Here is a 23,156-nt window from a genome sequence, read left to right as displayed (position 1 = left end):
GTAGAAACGGTGAATTCACTCTGTACTCCGCCGACAGAATGACCTATGATTTCATATGTTTAAACTTATATAGCTAGAGGAGATTGTAAAATGACATCCATAACATCTACGGCAAGCTTCGACATCATGGTAACCAGTGACCTTCATGGAGCCATTCGCCCCATACATTACAACACCAATGCTTATCGCCCAGCCGGACTTGCTATGCTGGCTTCGCTAATTCGGCAGGAACGGGAACGCTCACCTGAATTACTGCTCGTGGATAACGGTGATCTGCTGCAGGGCTCTCCTTTGGCATCATATGCTGCTTCCTTTGTATCAGATCATGAAGTGCATCCCTTCATTCACGTTCTGAATGAACTAGGCTATGATGCTGCCGTGATGGGCAATCATGAATTTAACTACGGACAGAAATTGCTGCGTAAAGCCGTTGAAGACTCTCATTTTCCTTGGTTATCCGCCAATATTGTTATGGATCGTCATAAGGAAGACCAGGAACGAGAGGATGAAAGGTTAGCGTCACAACACAGTACCGGTGAACAGCCGTCGTACAAAACGTATCAGGACGACACGATTGTGATCCATTCATATGGAGGGAATCCCGAGAAAGAAACACGGCCCATTGCACCCTCTGGAGCAGGTATACCCGCCTTTGGGCCTCCTTATCTGATTAAAACCTTGTCTTCGGGCGTCAAAATTGCTTTGCTGGGTGCAACGACCCATTATATCCCGAACTGGGAACATCCGAAAAATATTGAAGGTTTACAATTCCTTGATGCCATGGATACCATTCGTGCATGGGTTAACCATATTCGTGAGCATGAACAACCGGATGTGCTCGTGGTTAGTTATCATGGTGGATTCGAGAGTGATCTGGAGACAGGCGAGCCTGCCGAGCGTTTAACCGGGGAAAATCAGGCGTACGCTATCTGTCGGGACATTGAAGGGATTGACGTTCTTCTTACCGGGCATCAACATCGTCAGCTTACGGCTGAAATACATGGGGTGACCGTCATCCAGCCCGGGTTTAGTGGAAACGGTGCAGGTCAGGTATCCGTCCAGTTGGAGCGTTTATCGGATGGAAAGTGGAAGATTGCCGGAAAACAGGCTCGCTTGTTGCTTTTGGATAAACATACGGACGGACAGCCCGATGCGGCTGTTATGAAACTGACAGACGAGCTGGAAGCAAAAGCACAGGCATGGCTGGACCAGCCGATTGGCGAAGTCGCCGGAGACCTGTCCATCGCAGATCCTGCCGCACTGCGGCTTGCTGCGCATCCCTTCATTGCTTTTGTACATCAGGTACAGATGGAAGCAACGGGTGCACAGCTTTCCAATACGGCATTGCTCAGTGAAGAAGCCCGAGGGTTCGGTTCCCTCATTACCGTTCGGGATGTGTTGTCCAACTTTATCTATCCCAATACACTGACGGTGCTGGAGCTTCGTGGTCAGGACATTCGGGATGCATTAGAGCAAACGGCGCGTTACTTTGAAGTCGCATCAGGCGAAGTTGTCGTCAATCCTGCTTATATGCAGCCGAAACCACAGCATTATAATTATGACATGTGGGCGGGCATTGAATATGAGCTGGATGTCTCCAAACCTGTGGGAAGTCGTGTGGTGAAGCTGGAACGTGAGGGTATACCTGTTGCAATGGACGCAACGTACTCTGTAGTGATGAACAGTTATCGCGCAGCAGGTGGCGGTGATTATGCGATGTATCCAGGCAAAAAGGTACTTCACGAAGGTGCAACGGATATGGCGGCACTGGTGGAGGATTATATTCGCAGACATCAACCACTTACAGTGGAGCAGGCGAATAATTGGAAGGTAATTTAAGTTTCATTTAGATAAATTTACTCGCAAATGATAATGTTCCGGGGCGTGTCTTCAAACAGTTTGAAGACACGCCCTAACTACAAGTAGCGGTTTAGTATACTATTAATCATTTTAATTCACTCCAACTCTATTAACTTACGGATAGTTACTCTTATGAAACCATATCTTTTATTCATAGGTTTCACTAAGTCCCCTACGTTGAAGTGAATCGAAAAAGTGATGTTTGTTCTTACTAATCAAACTTTGGGTTATTTGTAGTCCAATCTGATGATCAGTTTCGGAAAGTTCAAGCATATCCCGAATGATATTATACCCATAATTAAACTCATAAAACTTATTCGAATAGGGTTCAATGTATAGCGTCTTCTCTTCTAACTTCAAAATATGCTCCAGTTGAGTACCTTTGGGGACATGATCTAATCGAGTAATTATAATTTGGGTAATATCAGGATTAATCTTATGTTCGTTCAACTCATCAATAATATCAGAGACTACCTGACCATATCTTGTTGCAATAGTATGAGGGATGCCTTTATATTGCACAACGATGTTGTTCACTTGAACCTTTTGATAAGGTTCATTTGCTAAATGCCTTCCATTCCATATTTGTCCAAGGGGAACTGCGATGTATGTCGCAGCGATAATCATGAGAATGAAAAGCAATATTTTTTTTTGTCGGCGAGGCCAATCGATTCCTCTCCAACAATAGATGGCCAGCATCAGTATACCAAGAAAAAATATCGACAGCATATTAATCATATCAGGGTAATCTGGATACATAAAATTCAGAGTTGGTGCAACGTACCGAATACTCTCCAGTTTATAACCATGCATTAAAGTGAGGAGCATGTACACAGATACACTGCATAGAATAGCCATTTTAAAAGGTAATAAAGAAACTACAAACGCAAAGCTGATTGCGAAGTAAGATAGTCCGAAAATAACAAACACAAGCAGATAAACAGGAGTATCTTTAAAGATTTCACGAATAGTGAAAAATAAGAGAGTTGAGGCTGGAAGCGTACAAAAAAAACTAAATAACCATGACTGCAAAGTTCTCCGTATAGGATTCCAGTTGGTAAGTCTTATCATATGAACCATATGGTAACGCTTAGGTGAATTCAATATAACAAGCGTCATGGTGGACATGAAAAGTCCATATAAAGGTATGGTGACAGGCAATTCATCTATGAAAAACACAAATTTGCTCAAATACAAAATGAACAGTCCCATGTAGAAAGCCCAGATATGTTCACTGCGCCATAGGACCTTTAGTTTTAAAAACCATAACCGTATCATGTGCGTACAACCTGCTTTCTGAACAACATTGAGCTGATCAAAAGCATGAGGATTACCCACAAGACTAAGACATACCGTTGAAGCATAAAATTAGGCTGTAGTATCATTTCCGATACATAATCTGGATTAAACCAGATCGCAAACATTGGTTGTCGGACATATTGAATACTGATAATCAAGTAAATAAAAACTAAAATAGTACTGTATATCGTCCTCTTAAAAATAAGAGAGCATAGTCCAGTTAACGAGACAACAAAAGATACGGTTAAGATGATTTGCAAGAGTGTAACTAACCATAAGAGATTAGGACCTTGGTTTGATAATGCAAACCAATAAATAGAATCGATCAGTATCAAACTCATGCTTATTCCGGCCCCAACCGCTACAAGCTTAGAGATTAAATAATTTGATGGGATAATTAGATAAAACATGATCGTTTTCAGTTCGAAGTCTCTTAGTTTTCCGCCCCAAACAGCATTTACGAGAACTGGGACTAGAGGCGTCACAATAATCATTTGGAGTTGAAGCATAGAAAGCCAACGATTTTCAAATCGGGTCTCTCCACTCATTTGTGCCAAAACAAGTGGGATTATCGTTGTGAGAAAAAAAACAATGATAAGCAGCATGCGATGTTTTAGCAAAGATTTAAACGAAAAATGAAGTTGTACCATAAATTCATTCAATGGTTATACCTTCTTTCTATTCGTATAAATATAGGCGTGCTCCAAAGTAGGCTCTAATAAAAGGCTGCCTTCCAACGGGGTATCCGATAGATAGCGAACATGTACACCACTTGCAGTGACCTGTGTTGAGATGATTAGTGCACCTTGCTTTTGAAGCTTCTCAGTCACATTCTCTCCGCTATGAAGCCATACCTTCCCCTCCACCGATTTGATGAAAGCAGGGATATCTCCAAAGTAGTTAACAATCCCTTGGTGCAGCACCAGAACAAAATCTGTTGTAAGTGCAACATCTTCGACAATATGAGTGGAAATAATAATAGACCGGTCTGTTGCAAGAGTTGTTAGCAGTTGTCTAAACGATACACGCTCATGAGGATCAAGTCCCACGGTAGGTTCATCAATCAAAAGTAACCTGGGGCTTCCAACAATAGCCTGGGCAATACCTAAGCGCTGCTTCATACCTCCAGACAAAGCAATGAATTTTTTGTTCCTATGCTCCAGCAATCCAACCTGCTCGAGTTTTTCTTCAATTTCTGCTATCCGCTGCTTCCCGTGAATATTTTTCAAACGACAAACATATTCAAGAATCTCCTGCACGGTCAAGTGGGGAAAAAAATCAAACTTCTGTGGCAAGTAGCCAATCTGTTTTCGAATCGTATGTAAATGCTGAACGACATCCATGCCTTCATAGTCTACTTGACCTGTATGGGGGGCAATGAGCGTGGAGATGATTTCGAGCAATGTCGTTTTTCCTGCTCCATTTTCGCCTAGCAAACCAAGTATTCCAGTATTCATTTCAAAAGATACATTCTGGAGAATAGGCTTATCGTAATGTTTCGAAAGATTTTTAACGCTCAATTTCATAAATACTCACCTGCTACCTTATTTTTATTTTGACATCTCAGCCCTTAGATACATAATTCAATTTTTTCATCAACCAAGCCAGGTGGAAGTGGATCATGAGAGATGAGAATAATCGCCTTATTGTTCTCTTTCAAAGAGTGCATCAATTCAAAAAAAGTTTGTTTATGCATCGCATCAAGTGCAGAAGTGACTTCGTCAAACAAGTATAATTCTGCATTTGCTAGTAGTCCTCTAGCCATGGATAACTTCTGTTTTTGACCAACAGATAGTTCAATTCCATTAATACCGATTAAAGTATTATAATGATGATCTAGTGAATCAATAAACGAAGCAATACCAACCATTTCACACACCTTGCGTACTTCTCCCGAAGTTGCTTGAGCGTTCCCCAGTAAAAGATTCTCCCGGATTGAGCCAGAAATGACTTGAGGTTCTTGAGTAACGAAACATACCTCATTACAATATACAGAACGCGGGATATCATTAATATCTGATCCCTTATAACGAATCTCACCTGTATAGTTCCGGTAAAAACCTGCTAGAATTTTTAACAAGGTTGATTTCCCGCTTCCGTTTGCCCCAGTAATTTGAAGAATTTTTGATCGAGAAACAGACACGGTTAATTCATTAATACACCTAATACCGACTTCAGCATAGCTATAGGAGATATTTGATATTTCCATGATAGTTCCAGTAAAATTAGTCAAAATTTTCGGATCATATTTACCTTTCTCATTGCTATTTTTTAATGCTGCAACCGGAATATTGTCCATTCGATTTATAGAGACCACGGTTTCCTGTACCAGGACGTTAAATTGAGAAAACCTTAATAGAGAGTAATTGAAATTGCTGGAATACGTTGTGAATGCTACAAGTTCCCCCAGAGTAAGGTTGTGGTTTCCAATATAATAAAGTCCACCCAAGAGAATTGCTATATATGAAATAAAGTTTAGGCCTTCTACTGTACCACTAGAAAGAATGGTTATCCTGTTCTTTTTTAATGATGACGATTGATAACTACTCAATTCCCCTTCAAACTTTCGAAAGATCACACCTTCTGCATGAAAAACTCTAAATAGCGTGAATTTCTCCAAGATCTCATTCAATAAATTAAGATAACTATCTAATTTCCGTTTAACAATCGCGTCCCAAAATTTTATTTTTTTTCCAAATATCAAGAATGATATAAGTAATATCGGCCCAAGAAGAACTAAAATTAATGAAAGTTTCAGATTGATTTTAATGAGTATAATAATAATAAAGATGAAACTGATACTATCTACGAGAAACTTAGCTAAGTCCGTTACGGCAATTGAGAATGCTTTTGTATCATTTTCAACTTTGTTAATTATCTCTCCCTTGGGGAGCGATTCGAAGATGTTCATAGGAAGAAAGAAGATACGTTTAATTAGATCCGTCTTTAAACTGAATTGAATTTTATAAGAGATACTCGCTACTTTATATTTGCACACCAAGTTAAAAAGAAGACTCATCAAACAAACAATAAAAATCAAAAAAACGATAAAAAAAGCATCCTTAATCTGGTTAGAACTAATCAAATCAACGAATTTTCCAAACAGGATAGGCTGTATTATTCCAAAACACAGAGGTAGCCCCATGAATAACAAAATGGTCACAATCTCACGATTATAAGGGAGCAATCTTTTATATATAAAAGCAAGACCTTTCATAATTGAATCTCCTTAGTAGTACCCTTTTAAAAGTTAACCTAGCAATATCTCTTTTTCTTCTTCTGTCAAAGTTAAGTAAAGATGAAAAATGGACTGTAATTGTGTTTTTGTAAGCCTACAATAATCCACCGGTGGTGATGTTACAGCTCCAGATAGCTCATAGTTCTCATGATGACAGCCACCGCCACACAAATTTCTAGCCCAACAATAATTACAATTTTGCCGATTGGATGTATGTGCTTCTAGAAGAAATTCATTTTTCTTATAATGATCAATATCAGAGTATACGTTGCCCTGTTTGTAATTTTTATTGTTAACGAAGCGATGACACGGATAGAGATCACCATGAATATCAACAGCATAAAAGTTAACCTCGGCTCCACATGAATAGGTCGACTCGAAACCACTATGTAATCTCTGTAAAAATTTCATTACATTATTTATCTTTTTAGCCTTACTATATTCCTTCGCTTCTATAAGTTTTAGAAAATACTGTGTTAGAACCTCAAATTCTACACCCAAATCTTCAAAACTCTCTCTGTTAAACATTTGCATAGCAGGTGCTAAAAAAGCACTTCGAAATTTCAAAGAAAATAAGTGTTGGTATATTTCTGTATAGTTCGTATTTGCGGGAGTAAGTGTAGAACGCACCCCCAACTGATTTTTGTTTCTGAGCTCTTCCGTACGATTCATGATTATTTCGTAACTGCCTTTTTGGTTACCATAAAACCTGTTCTGATCATGAGCAGACTTCTGGCCATCAACACTAATTTGAACATAGATATCATGAGCCCGAATAAAGTTAATGATTTTCGGAGTAATGAGGGTTCCATTACAAGTCATACTATATTTAATTTTTTTATGATGTGTCTCAGCTAGTTTATTAGCATATTGTACAACTTGCTCGATCGTTTCAAAATTTAATAAAGGTTCCCCGCCAAAGAAAACAAGAGTCAATTCTTCAATATTTCCTGAATTCTGAATTAAAAAATCCACAGATCTTTTCGCAGTTTCGAAATTCATTTTTCCTTTTTCATTGTACTCGCCATCTCCAGCATAACAATAGGTACACTTTAGATTGCATTCTTGTACCATCATAAGTGTTAGAGCGCTGATTGTTTGAAAATGGGCTGTCTCTATTTCTTTAGTTTTTCTTTCTTGATTGATCATTTCATTCTCGATCAGAGAATCAATGACTTCGAGAAACTCTCCTTTCTCTAATGGCGATGGTAATTTATTGTATAACACCGATACTGTTTCATTTTCTGACTTGAGAATCATCTCTAAATTGTTATCAATTTCATATAATGCATTACTCTCTGGAACGTATGCATATTTAGTAGAATTATGCTTTAGAAGCATAACATCTCCTGGTGTGATGCGTTCTTCCCAAACATTTGTTAATTCGTTCATTTCCTCTGCTCCATTCTATACGTTGTAAGTTATTCTTGATAAAATAACGCTCAAAAAACCCAGATTATTTCTTAGAAAATCTGGGTTCTTTGCTGAGGAGTGTGTCTAGTAAAAAGTCACTTCTCACAATCTAACCATCAGAATCTTTGGTAATGCAGGTTTCCCATCCACCTGAACATCCCCAGTCAAGTGCATCACATTTTACACAGTAGTCCTTTGTATCACATGTCCAACATAACTTTGAGTCAGAAGAACCCTTAGCAAATCCCTTATTGATTTGTTTAAGCATATCTCTACCTCCCTTCAATTAGATTAACAAACAAATATAAATTAAATTGTATTTGCAAGAGAAATTATCCTGCAAATTCATTAATTAAACAGTAATAAATATCATTTACATTTCTTCATGTTCGAATATTAAAAGGAGTATTATTGTAAAAAGAGCAGAACCTTCATGTACGAAGATTCTGCTCTTTCCATTTCGTTTCGATCTAAACCAGAGTAGAGGCAAGTGCGGCAATATACTCCAGTACATAATCATTCGTATTGCTGCTGGCAAACATATAAAAGCTGACGAGCAGCATATAAGGATAAGCTATAAGCTACCAGTGTAATTAAATTGATCGCATTAATTATGCCTCTGCTGTCATTTGATCTGCCTTTTCCCCCACCGAAATCAATGCGCCCCGTTCGTCCGCCGAACGAATCTCGGCTTCGATCAATTCAAGGGTGCCTGTTGCGCTCTCCGGCGTACATACAGATACAGGCGTACCTGCTTGAACAGACTGGATAAAATATTTGAGCTGGTGATAGTATCCCGAGTCGGGTGACAGCTCCGCAACAAAACCGGGAGCGTTGTTCGGATTTACTTTCAGCTCACCATTCTCAAAGACCAGATTCCCCTGTTCGAAATTAACTCTATACGTCATGGAGAAACCATAGTCTCCCCCCAGCGTCCAGTCTGCTTGGGCATTCAGCACTTTCCCATCAGGATACACATAGTTTGTGGACACGGTATCATAACCGCTTCCCGGAATTACGTTACGGGCAAGTGTGGAGACTTGATCCGGTTTACCAAATAGCCAGTGAATGATATCTGCATCATGAATGTGCATATCCAGTATGCAGCCGCCGCTTTTCTCGCCATCCAGGAACCACTCTTGAGGCAAACCTGAACCACGGAAGAAATAACCTGCATTTACCGCTCCATAACGACCGTCTTCCACAACAGATTTCAGATAGGCATAGGCTGGCCAGAAGCGTAGACACTGCCCAATCATCAGTGTTTTCCCGGTCGCTTTGGACGTCTCTGCCATCTTCCAACCTTCCGCTGAATGGCGCGCAACCGGCTTCTCACACAGCACATGCATGCCTTTCTCCAGCAGGGAACAAGTTAGTTCAGCGTGCAGTGGTGTAGGCAGCGTAATATCGATGATATCCAGTTCTTCTTGCTCCAGCATCGTGTCGATGTTGTCGTACAAACGATAAGGCGATAGATCATATACTTCTTGTTCTGTCGCCATATTGCCGGCTGCTTTACCATGCTTCAGTTCCTCTATTCTCAGGTCGCAGATGGCAACCAATTCCACAGGTTCCCCTTCTGAAGCAAGGCGTACATAGTTATCAAAATGCATACGTCCCATAAACCCAAAACCGATCAATCCTACTTTTAACATGCTTCTACCTCCCGAATAAAATAAAATTTTTCATTCTAATTCCCGTTGTTAGATGTATCTTCTATTCCAAAGAACGTCCAAGAATGGCATCCATCGCTTTCGATGTATTAAATATGATCTGCTTCGAATGATGAGTGTACGGCGGAATCATCTCGGCAGTCACGTAGTTGTCGTAATCAATGGCCTGTAATGCCTCCATCACCGCTGGATAATTCACATCTCCAGCCAGCAGATCCACAAACCCGTGAAGTCCTCCCGCTTGACGGCGGTAATCCTTGAAATGCACTTTTTTGATCCGATGACCAAGAATGCGCACCCACTGCTCCGGATAACCGTTCTGTACGACATTGCCCACATCGAAATACGAACCTATATATTCTGAATTAAACGAGTCAATGAAGGAACGCAGTTCTAGCGGTGACACCAGGAATTTGTTCCATACGTTCTCAATACCAATGGATACGCCGGTACTTTCCGCATAAGGCAGCAGGTGCGCAATCGCTTCCTGCGCCCGCTCGTAGGCGACTTCATAATCCGTCACTTCGCTGTCAGGAATAAAATCCACACCAACAGCACCTGGAATGACCAGAATGGTATCCACACCAAATGCCGCGGCAAGCTCGAGCTGCTTCTTACATACATCCAGTGCTTTCGTGCGGATCTCTGGACGGGCACTCGTCATCGGGTAATCCCAGTACAATCCGGTTGCAAGTCCCGCGATCTCAATCCCGGCCTCTTCGAGACGTCCCTGAATATCACGGACCTCCTGATCCGTGGCAGACAGACTCAGCTCGCCTTCTCCATTAAGCGATAGTTCAATCCCCTCAAAACCAGCCTGCTTCGCCGTCTGAATACAATCCGAAATGGAGGCATCTCCTGGAAACGACCATATGTTAATCCCTTTTTTCATGTCAAACCCCTCCTTCAAAATATGGAACTCTGTTCCTCTGCGGTGCATTTGGCTATCCCAAACGAAAATGACCAAAACGGGCAGGCAAATGAAAGTTTACAGCCCCCGTAGGCTGCCATGCCTGATATTCCCGATCTCCGTGCACATTCTCATCAATACGGTAAACATTAACCCTCCAACATACCCCTTTAGCCAGGGGAGACCTAAAGTTACTGGCGGGAATATGGATCAAATACACCCTATTGCCCTGCCGATCCACTTCAACAGCCGTTTGTAACCCCTCCACCTGCCAAGTTACATCTGCTTTCAATTCGGAACCTTCGCCGTTATTGTGAATGAGTGCATCAAATACCACGTTGTGCGGGCTGACCTCCAGTTCCATGTAGTTCCTGCCATCGCCTTGTTCATCAATGAACAGTTCAACCACATCTTGCTCATATAATGGCTGATCCCTTTCTGTGAAATCAGATACGACGTGATCATCCTGGCATACAAATCGAATATGCAGGAATTCGGGACTCCAGCCAAAACGGACTTCAGTGGATTGATGAGGTGGTCTGCCTGTCACCGTATCCACCAATTCCACTGGAACACACCTTTCCCAATCCACAGCAGAAGGAAATCCATTCCGTGCAACTGAACGGAGTGGTTCGCAGCAATAACTTGTGCTCCGTTCCACAGGGAGAGAGCGCATTTTAATCCATCTCCTTTTTAGCATAATCCGTGATGTTGTCTCTCTCGTAAGAACATGTGATAATACATATATTATAAATAATTCATCCGATCATTTATTTAGGAGATAAAGAGATTATTTGCACAAATCCGTTCAGTTTACACCTGATCTATTTCAACCAATCTCATTGGAAAAGGCGATGATTTCCATGTCCCTCCAGCAAACGGTATATCCTCTGCAACGAACCGCCAATTACACTGAATGGTCTCCCAGCGTGCACTATGCACAGTTCCAGAGCCTTTCTCCCGGGAAGCTCGCAAAGCGGCGTCTGTATGATTTTGAACTCCTGTACGTCTCTCAAGGTGAAGCCGCAACCTACATGAACGGTAAAAACCATACTCTGAAGGCGGGACAGTTGATTATGCTGCCATCCGGTGTCTATCACCAGAATCAGGTCGTATCCAGCCCGGAAGCTCGTTTTATCGGCATTCATTTTGATTTCTTCAACGAATTGACCATTCAGACCGAGGCAGATATGGTGGTTAACGAAGAAACGGTTCAGCCTCATAAATTCGCAGTCGAAGCATGCGCAGAGGGCATGACGCCGTTATCTTCCAATCCGGTCTATACCCCTTCTCCTGCTGCCGTGCAGCTCATGGAACAACTGGTTCATGAATTCACCATGCGTCCACCGGGATATGAACTGGTATGTAAAGCTCTGATGCTGCAATTATTAACCCATCTGCTGCGTTCATCCTGGCGAAAATCACCACGCCATGATTCGGTGCATGGGGAGAAGCTGCTGGGACTTATGAAACGTATAGAGGTGGCACCTGCTGAGCCGTGGACCAATTCGAGCATCGCTAAACAATTGAACCTGAGCGTGGATCACATGGCCAAATTGTTCAAACAGATGGCGGGCATGCCGCCCAACGAATATATTCAATCCATCCGTCTAAGCGAAGCACGTAAGCTGCTGCGGGAAACCGATCATTCCATTGAGGCTGTGGGTGTACAAAGCGGTTACCCGGATATTCATTATTTCAGCCGCATGTTCCGCAAATATGAAGGCATTTCGCCCCGGGAATATCGGAAGTTGTCCAGAATGTTATAAAAAAAGGAGCAGCCTGCCAATCTGCAGTCTGCCCCATGCTTTTTGAACTAACGTTTCCCGTTAGCTGAATGATTATCGGAACATTAAGAGAGCTTTAAATAAGCGAATTCTATATGATAAAGTAGGTTAATTTACGGTTAGTCGTATTCAGCATTGATTTTTTTTCCAAAAAAGGTTATTTTATAGACAGCTTAGTGATAAGCAAGTTCCTGACACGAAGGGAGATGTTTTTAATGGCAACTACTTATATGGTGGTTTCGTCTTAAAACCGAATAGTAGGCATATGCGAAAAAAGCGGGAAAACGGCCGTATTATTTGGTATGCCATCCAAAGTAACCTTTCGTGAATATTGCTGTTTGCAGATACGATGAAGGTGGTATCTTTTTTTGCGTCCTGATGCCGTGCGACAGCAGCTTCTTTAGAGGCTGCTTGTCCATGGCATTTTTGCGTCCAAAAAACAACATTAAAGGAGCTAACAAAAAAACATGATGGATTTGAAAACCTATGGCTATACAGAAATAGATGCAATTCAAGGCGGATTATTACCCGGCAGGGTGACGGAGCTTCGGCGAGAGCGCTTCACGCTCATGACCGAGCGTGGGGAAGTAACGGCAGTCCTCAAAGGAACTTTCTATCACGGCGCGGAAACACGCGTGGACTTTCCATGTGTCGGTGATTTTGTCCTGCTGCACCACAACGAGAGCGGAAATTCACTCATCGTTACGGTACTACCCCGCCGCTCCAAGTTCTCACGCGCGGATTACTCAGGGCATGCCACAGGCTATGCCAAAACCGTGCTGGAACAGGTCGTCGCAACCAACTTTGACTACGTGTTTATCCTTTCTTCTCTGAATTCGGATTTCAACGTTACCCGCATCATGCGATACCTGACACAAGCCAGGCAGAGCGGTGGCCAGCCGGTTGTCATTTTGACCAAACGATCGTTATGCAGAGCCAGCAAACGAAGAATAACGGAGGTTGGAAGCTATGAATATTAATCTCCAAACGCTGATCTATGCCTTAAGCCGAAAGTTCAAGAAGGATATTGTCTCGGCCGACTGCCAAACCATGCCGTTACAGGGTGGTACTGTGGGAAATGTGCACCTGGTAACCGGGATCGCAGAAACCGCGGGTGTCAAAAAAATGCCGTACCGTATCGTACTTAAAATTCAGAAAAAGTGGGAGCGTTACGGCGATCCGGGCTCATGGCGCCGGGAATATGATCTCTATGAGTCTGACTTGGGAGCCACATTCTCAGATGCCTTACGTTGGCCAGCATGTTATCACGCCGAGATGAATACCGAAGAAGATGAATTCCAGCTATGGCTGGAATATATCGATGGTGTAACAGGTTTAGACTTGACCGTTGACATGTATGAACAGGCTGCGTTGGAGTTAGGACGCTTTCAAGGTAAACTGTATGCGAAACAGCCGACTGTACTGCAGAGCCTGACAAACCTGAGTCATGCGGATCTCATGAAGAATACGTATCTGCATTATCGGTCATGGCCAGTCGTCTACGATTATATTCGTTCGGAGGACTGCAAATTCCCGCAGCACGTGCGGCAAATGCTTATCGGCATCGATGTGCACGCAGACGAAATACTTGCCCGCATCGAAAGATTACCCCTCGTGCTATGCCACCGGGACTTCTGGGTGACCAACTTGATCTACGCCGATGGGAAAATCGCGCTCATCGACTGGGATACATCGGGATGGGGCTACTTGGGCGAGGATCTCGCAAGCCTGATTGCGGATGAAGCGGATACCGATCATATGGTCGAATACTACCAGCGATGTGTCCCCGCGTATTACAAAGGCTTTTCGGAGTATGCAGATGTATCCCCTGTCGCCGATCATTGCGTCTACGAGCTGATCCTTCTCATATTCGGGTACAGGCTAGTGGAGGGGTATCTCCATGCAGAGGACGATGAAGAGAAGGCGAAGCAAGTCCATATACTCCAAAAAATTTATGAAATGAAGAATAGCACTGCTCAAGGTTGAATCTAAAAAAGAACTCCGAAACCCCTTGAATGCAGGGGGATTCGGTCCATAAGCTAACTCAAAACCGTCCTGAATATCTCCCCACACCATCACTGCCATATGCGGAAGACTTCCGAGGGTTCTTTCAATTAAAAGGGTTTTAAAGGATACCGACGAACTTTCGCAAAAGCATTGGGTAATTCATCACGTTGACTTACCAACGATTCCTCTTTATAATTCGGACATCAAGAGCCAAGACAATCCCCCGGTCGGTTGTCGAATTTAAAGAAAAGCATTCGAAAAGCGGGCAGATTCAAAAAAGAATAATTGAATGAAACCGGAGAACTGGAAGGCGAATCAACGTCTCGCTATTTGGAAAGATTCTGACAGCTCTCGAAGAATGGATTTGGTCTTTAAACAAACTCAAAAGTGAAAGATGTGAAGAAATGATGACTAAGCAGAAAGTATACTACGGTAAAGATATCGAGGTAATGTTTAATTCGGAGGTATGCATTCATTCCGGTATTTGCGTAAAAGGCCTCCCTGGTGTTTTTGATTTAAACAAGCGTCCATGGATCAATCCAGATGCTGACACTACGGAGGCAATTGCCCGGCATATTGACACATGCCCAAGTGGAGCACTGACGTATAGACGTCTGGATGGGGAATATTTAACAGAGAAAGAGGGATGAACATGCATGTTGTAGAACATGAAAACGCTAATAAAAGATTTCTTATCCAAGATAACGGCGGCATTGCTGCGGTGATGACGTATGTAATCTCAAGTCCGGAACTTTACATTATCGATCACACCTTTGTCGAAAATGCTTACCGAGGACAAGGGCTTGGCGATAAGCTTATCGAAGCTATGGTGGAATACGCGCGGGAAAACGGTATTAAGATTTTACCCTTATGCCCGTTTGCCAAAGGTCGATTCGAACGTATCTCCGAATACGCGGATGTTCTCAATAAATAATCACTAATAATATGGTTATGAAGATAATAAGAGAGAAGAGCCTGGAGGGTTTCGTGATTTCGTCGTCCCCCTCAGGCTCTTCTCTTATTTGTCAATCGATTCCCGTATTGTCAGAAGAGAATACAATATTAGACTATCGCTGTTTTCATTGAACTAATGTTTCCCGTTAGTTGAACGTAAATCTCTTTTTTTCGAAGGAACAGCTATTCACACTTCGGGTCCTTTGGCTTCTCATTGATTTCTTTTCTAGCTCTAGTTTGCCTAGCTAGTCACCGAAAATTTTTTTGCTTAATTCCTTAATAGAGGGGTCGTATTCACCTAAAGTGTCAATATTGAATATAGGGACGTCGATAAGGGGTTCCTCGTAAGAGCTCACGTTCAGTTCAATTCCTTTTCTGGCCATGTCGACTCCCTTATCACCATGGAAGTACTCCCGAAGCGAGTTGTCCAGCCCCCGCCGGACAAACCTGTCGAGCGCGATCTTTTCGTCAACCTTGCAAATCAAGAGAAAGACCTGCGCCTTTCCCATGAACTGTTCAAGCTTGGTCGACCATATCCTGTGCTGGAACGCTGCTTCAGCAATCACCGACACGTTGTTTGTTATTAGTCCCATGAGCGTATCAAAGAAGATTTCCGTGGCTATTTTATTGGCGTCCTCCGGAAGTTCGTTATGACTTTTACCTAAAGTATGCACATACCCTTCCTTAATCTGATCCCGGCTGATTACTGGCATAAAAATCTCATTACCAAGCTCCTTAGAAAATGTTGTTTTCCCGGAACCTGGCCTACCAGTGACAACTATTAAATACGGCTTTGACATATCTTCCCCTCCTCATGACGTAAAAAATGAATAATTACCCATTTGTATATAGTACCAGTCCTAGCTTTTGCAATCAGTAAAAAATGTTGACATAAAAATTCTACCAAAGAAAATTTAACTCAACTATTTCCCGTGCTTATCGTCGGTACGGGGCTTTTTAGATACATTCTTAGTTCAATGAAAAGGACGTAATCCTAAATATTCCACTATCCCGCCCGTTTGTTGAACAAAGGCAGCCGATCACTATGATCGGCTGCCTTCTTGTTAAGCATCACACATTATTTATTTTAATTTGATACGAATTTCGTTGGGCAATGAATCGCATGACGTCTTCAATCGTCGCTCTTTGGCTTGTTTCTTCGCTTCTCTTACTTTTTTCCAGTTTGGAATGCTTATTCGTGGCATCCCCCACTTGTCCGATTCTTGAATATCATTCTCTCTACTTATATTATACCGTTATTTATATGTTTTTTATAGACTGTTTTTTTTGCAATTCCTACACTATACTGCTAAATACAAATCTAAAAAAGAAGAGGTGCTCGGTATGGATGACCAAAAAAACGTCTTAGATAATGGTCCTTTTTTTCATGGTACTAAAGCAGAACTGAAGATTGGAGATTTATTAGAACCGCAATACTTATCCAATTACCAAGATAAAAAATCTAACCACATTTACTTTACGGGAACATTAAACGCTGCCAAGTGGGGTGCTGAATTAGCAAAAACGAATTCAAAAGAAAGAATCTACATTGTAGAACCATTAGGAGATTTTGAAAATGATCCTAACTTAACTGATAAAAGATTTCCTGGCAACCCAACACGCTCATATAGATCCAAATCACCTCTAAAAATAGTAGCTGAATTAGCTTCATGGGAAAGACACTCCGATGAAGAGATAAATCATATGCTTACATCTTTAAAAAAATTAAGTGAAGAAGGAAAAAATGTGATCTACGATTAATTCTTAACCAAAGAGTCCCCTCTGTCCAACTCTGGACACGGGAACTCTTTGGTTGATAGCTATTCTATTTTGCCATTGGAAGACTGGCGGAATATACAGCGATACGGAACGATCATTTTGACAGCAACTTCATAATGGTGATCCAGATAATCGAGCAGCTGTTTAACCGCGAACATGCCCATCTCCAGCTTGGGAACATGAATGGTCGATAACGGCGGAGAGGTGAATTCGGATATTTCAATATTATCCACCCCAAAAAAGGCGATGTCCTCTGGAATACGCAGACCCTGTTCGGTTGCAGCACGCATGGCTGCAATTGCCATCATGTCACTGGCTGCAAATATTGCGGTAGGTCTGTTTGCATTGTTGGTAAATGCCTGCTTGGTCAATTCATAACTCAGCGAAACATCCCATTTCACATCGATCACCCAGTCATCATCAACAGGTAATCCCGCATCATTCATTGCACGCCGATAACCAAGGAAACGTTTTTCCTCACGAAAATCATTCTTGTACTCCGCGCCGCCAATATAGGCAATGATCCGATGCCCTTGCGCAATCAGATGATTCGTCGCCTCTCGGGCCGCCTCTTCACGGTCATAACCGACGACAGGGATGTCCGGGTCCGTGATATCTACACCTACTACGGTCCGTACATTGGCTTTGAGCCAGCGATAGGCTTCCGGGTCAATTCGTTCCACTACAATCATGCCATCAATCCGATGCTCCTTCACCAGAGACTGCAACTGCACGATGTCCCCATCGTTCTCGATGCTGTACACAAATTCCAGACGCATGCCCGCTTCAGCAAGCTGTTTCTCGATCCCTTCCATAATGACTGAAAAATAAGGGCTATTGTATTTATTTTGCGGGATTGCAACCACACAGCCGATTGCATATGCCGTTTTGGGCTCCACCTTTTTCTTCTTGGCCGGTCGCTGCGAACGATAACCCAGCTCCTCAGCGGTATCCCAGATTTTTTTGCGGGTTTCATCGCTGACCGAGCGATTGACATCGTTCTTCATCACACGCGAAACGGTAGAGATCGATACACCTACCCGGTCTGCAATATCCTTCAATTTAGCCATGTGAAGTCCCCACCTTTTCTCTAAACATATATTTAAACCCCATTTGTATTGGGGCAATTTCATCCCTGCAAACACAAATTTGCGGCAAATATAATTCTATATTTCTACTCGCCAGAAGTCAATGAAATGGTGCACGGATGCGGTCTTTTATAAAATAATGGCGGCAGTCAGGGAGCTTGCTATCCCCATGACTGCCGCCAAATCGTTATCCTTTAAGAAGAAAAATCATGAAACTTCATTCACCTTTATCCCTTTATTGCATCTTGGAGACCAAATCCTTAAGCGCTGCGTTCAGATCACCGTCCCCGGCAAGTGGAAGTTTGAGCGATTGCTCACCATACGTCCAGACCAGATCGGTTTTCTTGGTCGTAAAGGGAGATACAATACCATACTGCTGTGCATCCAGGAAGATTTTATTATCTTCGCCTACAGTGGCAATATAAGCATCCGCTGCGGCTTTATTAGCCGGAATGGAATATCCCTGCTTCGCGAGTTCAGTCTGTCCTTCCGGACCGGCAAGCCAGGCCAGCAGCTTGTAAGCCGCCTCTTCATGCTTGGTATTGGAGCTGATTGCCAGACCTGCTGGCTGAACGACAGTCTGGTTGGTTTTGAATTTTGGCAAATACGAGATGCCGTACTCCACGCCAGCCTCCTGGTAGTTGGTTGTATTCCAGCTGCCACCCGGATTCATGGCTACCTTGGATGTAGTAATTGCAAGATTCACCTGTCCACCCAAACCTTCAATCTGTGCAGGTGTGGTGTTAATCTTTTTATTTTTGGTCAAATCGATAAAATAGTTCAGCACTTCCATCGCTTCAGGTGTCTCAAGGGCAAGGGAACCATCGTCATTCACCAGCTTGGCACCGTTGGACCACAGCTCTGGCTCCAGGAACCAATCCATCGTTGATCCCGGTGAAATGGACAAGCCCCACTGCACAATGTTCTCGGCATCAAAACCCGCCTCGTCAGCACTTTTCCCGTTTTTATCCAGCGTCATCTTGGTTGCAATGTCGGTAATTTCATCCCAGGTTGGTTCCAGCGATGGAACCGGGGCGTTATGAGGATTGGTTGCTGCGTTCTCAAAGATCGCTTTGTTGTAATACCATACGATGACGTTGGCATCGATGGGCAAGGATACTTGTTTGCCCTGATATTGGTGAAGGCCCAGCAGACTTTTGTCCACATTATTCAGATCAAACTGATTTTCCGCCAGCAAGCCGTCCAATTCCTTGAAAATGCCAAGCTCGGCGTATTTCTCCACATATGCATAACTGGTTTTGAATACGTCCGGGAGTGTGCCCCCAGCTGCATTCGCTGTGAGTCCATCCCAGTAGCTGCCCCAATCCTTGCCTTCCAGTTTCACCTTAATATCGGTATTGGCCTTCATGAACTGATCCAACAGTTCCTGTGTACGATGAAGCTCTTCTGCCGTCCCCCACTGAGAGTATGTGATCGTTACAGGCTCGCTCTGGCTGCTGCCGGAACCAGCAGAGTCGGCGTTTTCGGACGATCCCCCATTTCCACATCCACTGATCACCACCATTGTCGCAAGTACAAGTGCCCATACATTGAATAGCCGCTTACTCTTCGCTCTCATATACACAGCTCCCCTTTATGTCATGTCATATCAAAAAGTCAAAAAAGTTCTATCCACCCGAAAACCGGAAAGCGAGGCAGCCATTCTACCCTTTGGTGCCCGTAAGCACCACCCCCTCAACGATATAACGTTGTGCAAACATATACAGCAGTCCAATAGGTACAATACTGATAAATGCACCCGCAGCGAGCGCCGGCAAATCCTGGCTCGTCTGACCAATCAGCAGCTGCAAGCCCACGCTCAGCGTGAACATTTCTGCGTTTTTGATATACAGGAACGGCCCCAGAAAATCGAGCCAGGAGTTCACAAAGGCAAAAATAATGGTTGTCATAATAATCGGTTTGGACAGCGGCATAATGACTCGTGCATATACCGTCCAGCGATTGCCGCCGTCGAGATATGTAGCTTCATCCAGCTCCTGGGGAATGGTCATGAAAAACTGTCGGAACAGGAAGATATAATAGGCGCCTCCGAGCCAGGCTGGCACAATGAGCGGCAACCAGGTGTCAATCCAGTTCAGCTTGGAAAAAAGGACATACGAGGGAATCATCATAATGGATGGAGGAATCATCAAAGTAACCAGTACAACCGGGAACAGAATATCCCGATATTTGGTTGCAAAACGGGAGAAACCGTAGGCGACAAGTGAACTGGACACCACCGCTCCCGCTGCAACAAAAAAGGAAATGATAAAGGAGTTCTGAATCCACTGCCACATCATCGGCTGTACGGCGAACAATCGTTCAAAGGCTTCCAGACTGAATGTGTCCGGCAGGATGGTTGGAGGTACCTTGTAGGTCTCCGCTTTGGTTTTCAGCATGGTCGAGAGCATCCATACCAGAGGCCCTGCAAACAGCATTAACGCTGCGATCAGCAATGTATATTGAGACGCTTTTACCGCTATTTTTCGGCTGTTCATGTAACTCTCCTCCTATCGTTCTCCCTCGTAATACACAAAGCGGTTTGATACTTTCATCAGGATCAGGGTGACAAGCGAGATCACGGCGAACAGGAAAATCGACTGCGTCATCGCCATACTGAATTTCAGATCGGTAAAGGCCGATTTATAAATATTGTAGACAAACGTATAAGCAGAGTAGTTCGGCCCCCCCTTAGACAGCAGCAGCGCTTCCGTAAACATCTGAAAGTTATACATCGTCTGAATAATGATGACAAACAGAATGGAAGGACTGATCATCGGCAGCGTAATTTGGAAAAATCGGCGAATCCCGCTTGCACCGTCAATCGCAGCAGCTTCGTACAAATGTCGGGGGACATTTTTCAGTGCAGCCAGGAAGATCAGCACGCCGCTGCCGGAGATCCAGACCTGAAGCATGATGATGACTGGCTTGATCGTATGTTCCCCGCCAATCCAATCCACTTTGCTTATACCAAGCGCGCCAAGTCCGGCATTCAGGATGCCGAATTCGGAGTTGAATACGAGCCGCCAGATAATGACTGTTGCCACAATGGGCACCAGGGTCGGCAAATAGAAGAAGGTGCGGAACAACGCAATGCCTTTGACATTAAAATTAAGCAGCATCGCCAAACCGAGCATGCCCGCCGTAACGATCGGAACACCGAATACAACGAAAAACATCGTGTTCATCAAGCTTTTCAAAAAGATGGGATCGTCCATCATGTGTGTAAAATTATCAATGCCGACAAAGTTGAAGTTGGTCGCTCCTGGGAGCCTCGCATCTGTAAAAGCGTAGAAGACCGAGGTTCCGAAAGGAAAAAGGAAAAAGGTAATAAATCCGATGATCCAAGGCAAAATGAAGAGAAAAAACAGCAGCGTGTCATATTTTCTCAATCTGTTCATGATGACACCCCTCAGCCTGAAATTTCTTCTAAATAGACATACCGTTCTTCCACAATGGATTTCTCTGCCGCCAGGGCGATAAGCAGCGCGTTACGACCAACCTGAGCACTCGCAAAAGGCTGTCTGCCTTCCTGTACACATTTCAGAAAATCAATACGCTGGGTCTGTCCTCCGGTATGTCCACCCATGATGGAATCCGACGACACATCAATGTCCAGGTGGTCCTTCGTCCAGTCCTGCCCGCCAACAATATCAATCGTCTTGTCATTCCGCGCCACCATCTGACCGCCATTCTCTCCGATCAAGCCGATCTCAAGCCCTTCTCCCATCAGATTGCGCGGTTTCAAATACATGCACAGACCCAGATTGGCTTTGCTGCCGTTATCATAATCAATGGTGATAAAGGCATGGTCGACGATGGAGGTATCCGAAATTTCTTTCGTCGGATAGTGACTGTATGAATTCTGAATCCGATTGGGCTCTCCTTGCTTCATGACATGCTGGCCTCCAGAGGCAAACACGCGGACAGGCTTCGCCTGGATCATCCAGTTGAAAATATCGAAGTGATGACAATCCTTCTCTACAATCGCTCCCCCGGACTTGGTCTTGTCATAGAACCAATCTGCAGGTGGGAACGGATCGCGGAATTCCTTGCACCACATCAATTTCACGTCACCAAGACGTCCGTTCTCCAATTCCTTCTCCATTCGTCGATACAGATTCGAATACCGATAAACCAATCCGATCTGCAATACCCGTCCCGAGGCTTCCGCAGCTTCTATAATGGCATCACAGTCCTCAATGGTATGGGCGACCGGTTTCTCCAGAAATACATGCTTGCCTGCTTCCAAAAAAGCGACTGCCACTTCGCGATGCAAATAGTTCGGTACGCTGATGACCACCGCATCCAAATCTTCCTTGGCAAGCAGCTCACGATAATCGCTAACGATGGTGGGATTACTGTTCTTAAGTTCAGCCAGCGTACGTGCCACATTGGCTTCATTCATATCACAGATATAACGAACCTCACTATCCTCGAGCAAATCAAAACCAATACAATGATGTGACCCCATGTCTCCTACACCGATAAAAGCCATTTTTATCTTCCCCATGCTTACACTCTCCGTTGCTCGTAAATTTGCGGCAAATGCCATCAAGCCAATTTGATGTTAAGAAATCTAACAGGATTGTGACTATGTAACGATAGTAAAATAGTTTTGATTGGTTGTCAATTGATTTTGGCTAAATTTTTAATATTTTTGCGGCAACAGTTTTGTAGCGTTATTTGTATACTAATAAACAGTATAACTCTTTATCTATCATAAATTAAGCGTTTACATTTTTATTCTATTATCATATACTTTAATGTGAATCCAATTATATTTGCGGCAAATTAAACCTGTTCACTACAATGAAATATGTTCAATCTTCAATGATACACCTCTATTTTCAATAGAAAAACAAATAAATTATGGAAAAAAATCTGTTGAATCTCCTTTTCCCGTCCCCTATAATGCAATTTAGACGCGGAACTCAAAAACTAAAAGCACATTTTATATTTGCCGCAAACCAAAATATGATCGTTTTCAGTTGCTTATCCCCTATTTACTACCATGACTCTTACATAAAACGTCATCATCCTGCCACTTTGGCGGTTCAGAAAGGAGTTGAACTTTCTTAACTCTCCCTCATGAAGACATGTAGGGGCGAGGCAGAACGAGTACTCATTCAAAAATCCATTGTTCAG

The 23,156-nt window shown here is 43.2% G+C and carries 20 protein-coding genes; 7 read left to right on the top strand and 13 right to left on the bottom strand.

Features of this window, described 5'->3' with window-relative positions:
• Positions 1–90 precede the first annotated feature (90 nt).
• A complete protein-coding gene (locus ACFTRD_RS01040) occupies positions 91–1,839 on the top strand; it encodes a bifunctional metallophosphatase/5'-nucleotidase (RefSeq protein ID WP_379377173.1) in 1,749 nt (582 codons plus the stop codon).
• A 168-nt stretch (positions 1,840–2,007) separates the two neighbouring features.
• On the opposite strand, the gene ACFTRD_RS01035 is transcribed toward ACFTRD_RS01040, so the two are convergent.
• The 7 genes from ACFTRD_RS01035 to ACFTRD_RS01005 form a co-directional block, all read right to left on the bottom strand.
• Positions 2,008–3,138, bottom strand: coding sequence for a hypothetical protein (locus tag ACFTRD_RS01035; RefSeq protein WP_379377171.1), 1,131 nt, complete (start codon positions 3,136–3,138; stop codon positions 2,008–2,010).
• Between the two features lie 686 nt (positions 3,139–3,824).
• Positions 3,825–4,685: an ATP-binding cassette domain-containing protein gene (locus ACFTRD_RS01030; RefSeq protein ID WP_379377169.1), complete on the bottom strand. Its 861-nt coding sequence runs from the start codon at positions 4,683–4,685 to the stop codon at positions 3,825–3,827.
• A gap of 44 nt (positions 4,686–4,729) precedes the next feature.
• Positions 4,730–6,376: an ABC transporter transmembrane domain-containing protein gene (locus ACFTRD_RS01025; protein WP_379377167.1), complete on the bottom strand. Its 1,647-nt coding sequence runs from the start codon at positions 6,374–6,376 to the stop codon at positions 4,730–4,732.
• A gap of 33 nt (positions 6,377–6,409) precedes the next feature.
• Complete coding sequence (papB, locus tag ACFTRD_RS01020) at positions 6,410–7,789, bottom strand: PapB family radical SAM/SPASM ranthipeptide maturase (RefSeq protein WP_379377165.1); 1,380 nt, start codon at positions 7,787–7,789, stop codon at positions 6,410–6,412.
• A gap of 632 nt (positions 7,790–8,421) precedes the next feature.
• Positions 8,422–9,465 (bottom strand): Gfo/Idh/MocA family protein, encoded by a 1,044-nt coding sequence (locus tag ACFTRD_RS01015; protein ID WP_379377163.1) that lies wholly within the window; start codon positions 9,463–9,465, stop codon positions 8,422–8,424.
• Between the two features lie 61 nt (positions 9,466–9,526).
• On the bottom strand, positions 9,527–10,375 hold the full coding sequence (locus ACFTRD_RS01010; RefSeq protein WP_379377161.1) for a sugar phosphate isomerase/epimerase family protein: 849 nt from the start codon (positions 10,373–10,375) through the stop codon (positions 9,527–9,529).
• A gap of 52 nt (positions 10,376–10,427) precedes the next feature.
• Positions 10,428–11,069: a carbohydrate-binding family 9-like protein gene (locus ACFTRD_RS01005; RefSeq protein ID WP_379377159.1), complete on the bottom strand. Its 642-nt coding sequence runs from the start codon at positions 11,067–11,069 to the stop codon at positions 10,428–10,430.
• Between the two features lie 118 nt (positions 11,070–11,187).
• Between ACFTRD_RS01005 and ACFTRD_RS01000 the strand changes: the two genes are divergently transcribed.
• The 5 genes from ACFTRD_RS01000 to ACFTRD_RS00980 all read left to right on the top strand — a co-directional run bounded on the left by ACFTRD_RS01000 (position 11,188) and on the right by ACFTRD_RS00980 (position 15,121).
• Complete coding sequence (locus ACFTRD_RS01000; RefSeq protein ID WP_379377157.1) at positions 11,188–12,162, top strand: AraC family transcriptional regulator; 975 nt, start codon at positions 11,188–11,190, stop codon at positions 12,160–12,162.
• Positions 12,163–12,647: 485 nt separating this feature from the next.
• Entirely contained in the window at positions 12,648–13,160 is a 513-nt protein-coding gene (gene rsgA, locus ACFTRD_RS00995; protein WP_379377155.1) for a GTPase RsgA, read from the top strand.
• Positions 13,150–14,166, top strand: coding sequence for a phosphotransferase (locus tag ACFTRD_RS00990; RefSeq protein WP_379377153.1), 1,017 nt, complete (start codon positions 13,150–13,152; stop codon positions 14,164–14,166). Before rsgA ends, ACFTRD_RS00990 begins: the two co-directional genes overlap by 11 nt.
• 428 nt (positions 14,167–14,594) lie before the next feature.
• Complete coding sequence (locus tag ACFTRD_RS00985) at positions 14,595–14,837, top strand: (4Fe-4S)-binding protein (protein ID WP_379381086.1); 243 nt, start codon at positions 14,595–14,597, stop codon at positions 14,835–14,837.
• 2 nt (positions 14,838–14,839) lie between these two features.
• On the top strand, positions 14,840–15,121 hold the full coding sequence (locus ACFTRD_RS00980) for a GNAT family N-acetyltransferase (RefSeq protein WP_379377151.1): 282 nt from the start codon (positions 14,840–14,842) through the stop codon (positions 15,119–15,121).
• A 265-nt stretch (positions 15,122–15,386) separates the two neighbouring features.
• Here ACFTRD_RS00980 and ACFTRD_RS00975 read toward each other — a convergent pair whose 3' ends face one another.
• Entirely contained in the window at positions 15,387–15,941 is a 555-nt protein-coding gene (locus ACFTRD_RS00975) for an AAA family ATPase (RefSeq protein WP_379377149.1), read from the bottom strand.
• 544 nt (positions 15,942–16,485) lie between these two features.
• Between ACFTRD_RS00975 and arr the strand changes: the two genes are divergently transcribed.
• Positions 16,486–16,902 (top strand): NAD(+)--rifampin ADP-ribosyltransferase, encoded by a 417-nt coding sequence (gene arr, locus ACFTRD_RS00970; RefSeq protein ID WP_379377147.1) that lies wholly within the window; start codon positions 16,486–16,488, stop codon positions 16,900–16,902.
• Between the two features lie 59 nt (positions 16,903–16,961).
• Here arr and ACFTRD_RS00965 read toward each other — a convergent pair whose 3' ends face one another.
• The 5 genes from ACFTRD_RS00965 to ACFTRD_RS00945 form a co-directional block, all read right to left on the bottom strand.
• Positions 16,962–17,990, bottom strand: a complete 1,029-nt coding sequence (locus ACFTRD_RS00965; RefSeq protein WP_192263959.1) for a LacI family DNA-binding transcriptional regulator — start codon at positions 17,988–17,990, stop codon at positions 16,962–16,964.
• 253 nt (positions 17,991–18,243) lie between these two features.
• A complete protein-coding gene (locus ACFTRD_RS00960) occupies positions 18,244–19,587 on the bottom strand; it encodes an ABC transporter substrate-binding protein (RefSeq protein ID WP_379377144.1) in 1,344 nt (447 codons plus the stop codon).
• Between the two features lie 85 nt (positions 19,588–19,672).
• Positions 19,673–20,506: a carbohydrate ABC transporter permease gene (locus tag ACFTRD_RS00955; RefSeq protein ID WP_379377142.1), complete on the bottom strand. Its 834-nt coding sequence runs from the start codon at positions 20,504–20,506 to the stop codon at positions 19,673–19,675.
• A 12-nt stretch (positions 20,507–20,518) separates the two neighbouring features.
• Positions 20,519–21,409 carry a carbohydrate ABC transporter permease gene (locus ACFTRD_RS00950; protein WP_192263951.1) on the bottom strand — a complete coding sequence of 297 codons (891 nt, stop codon included), beginning with the start codon at positions 21,407–21,409 and terminating at the stop codon, positions 20,519–20,521.
• A gap of 11 nt (positions 21,410–21,420) precedes the next feature.
• Complete coding sequence (locus ACFTRD_RS00945; RefSeq protein ID WP_379377139.1) at positions 21,421–22,521, bottom strand: Gfo/Idh/MocA family protein; 1,101 nt, start codon at positions 22,519–22,521, stop codon at positions 21,421–21,423.
• Positions 22,522–23,156: the final 635 nt, after the last annotated feature.

Origin of the sequence: Paenibacillus sp. NPDC056933, from assembly GCF_042674385.1 — a bacterium.
Classification (GTDB): domain Bacteria; phylum Bacillota; class Bacilli; order Paenibacillales; family Paenibacillaceae; genus Paenibacillus.
This window is presented reverse-complemented; position numbering and strand designations above follow the sequence as displayed.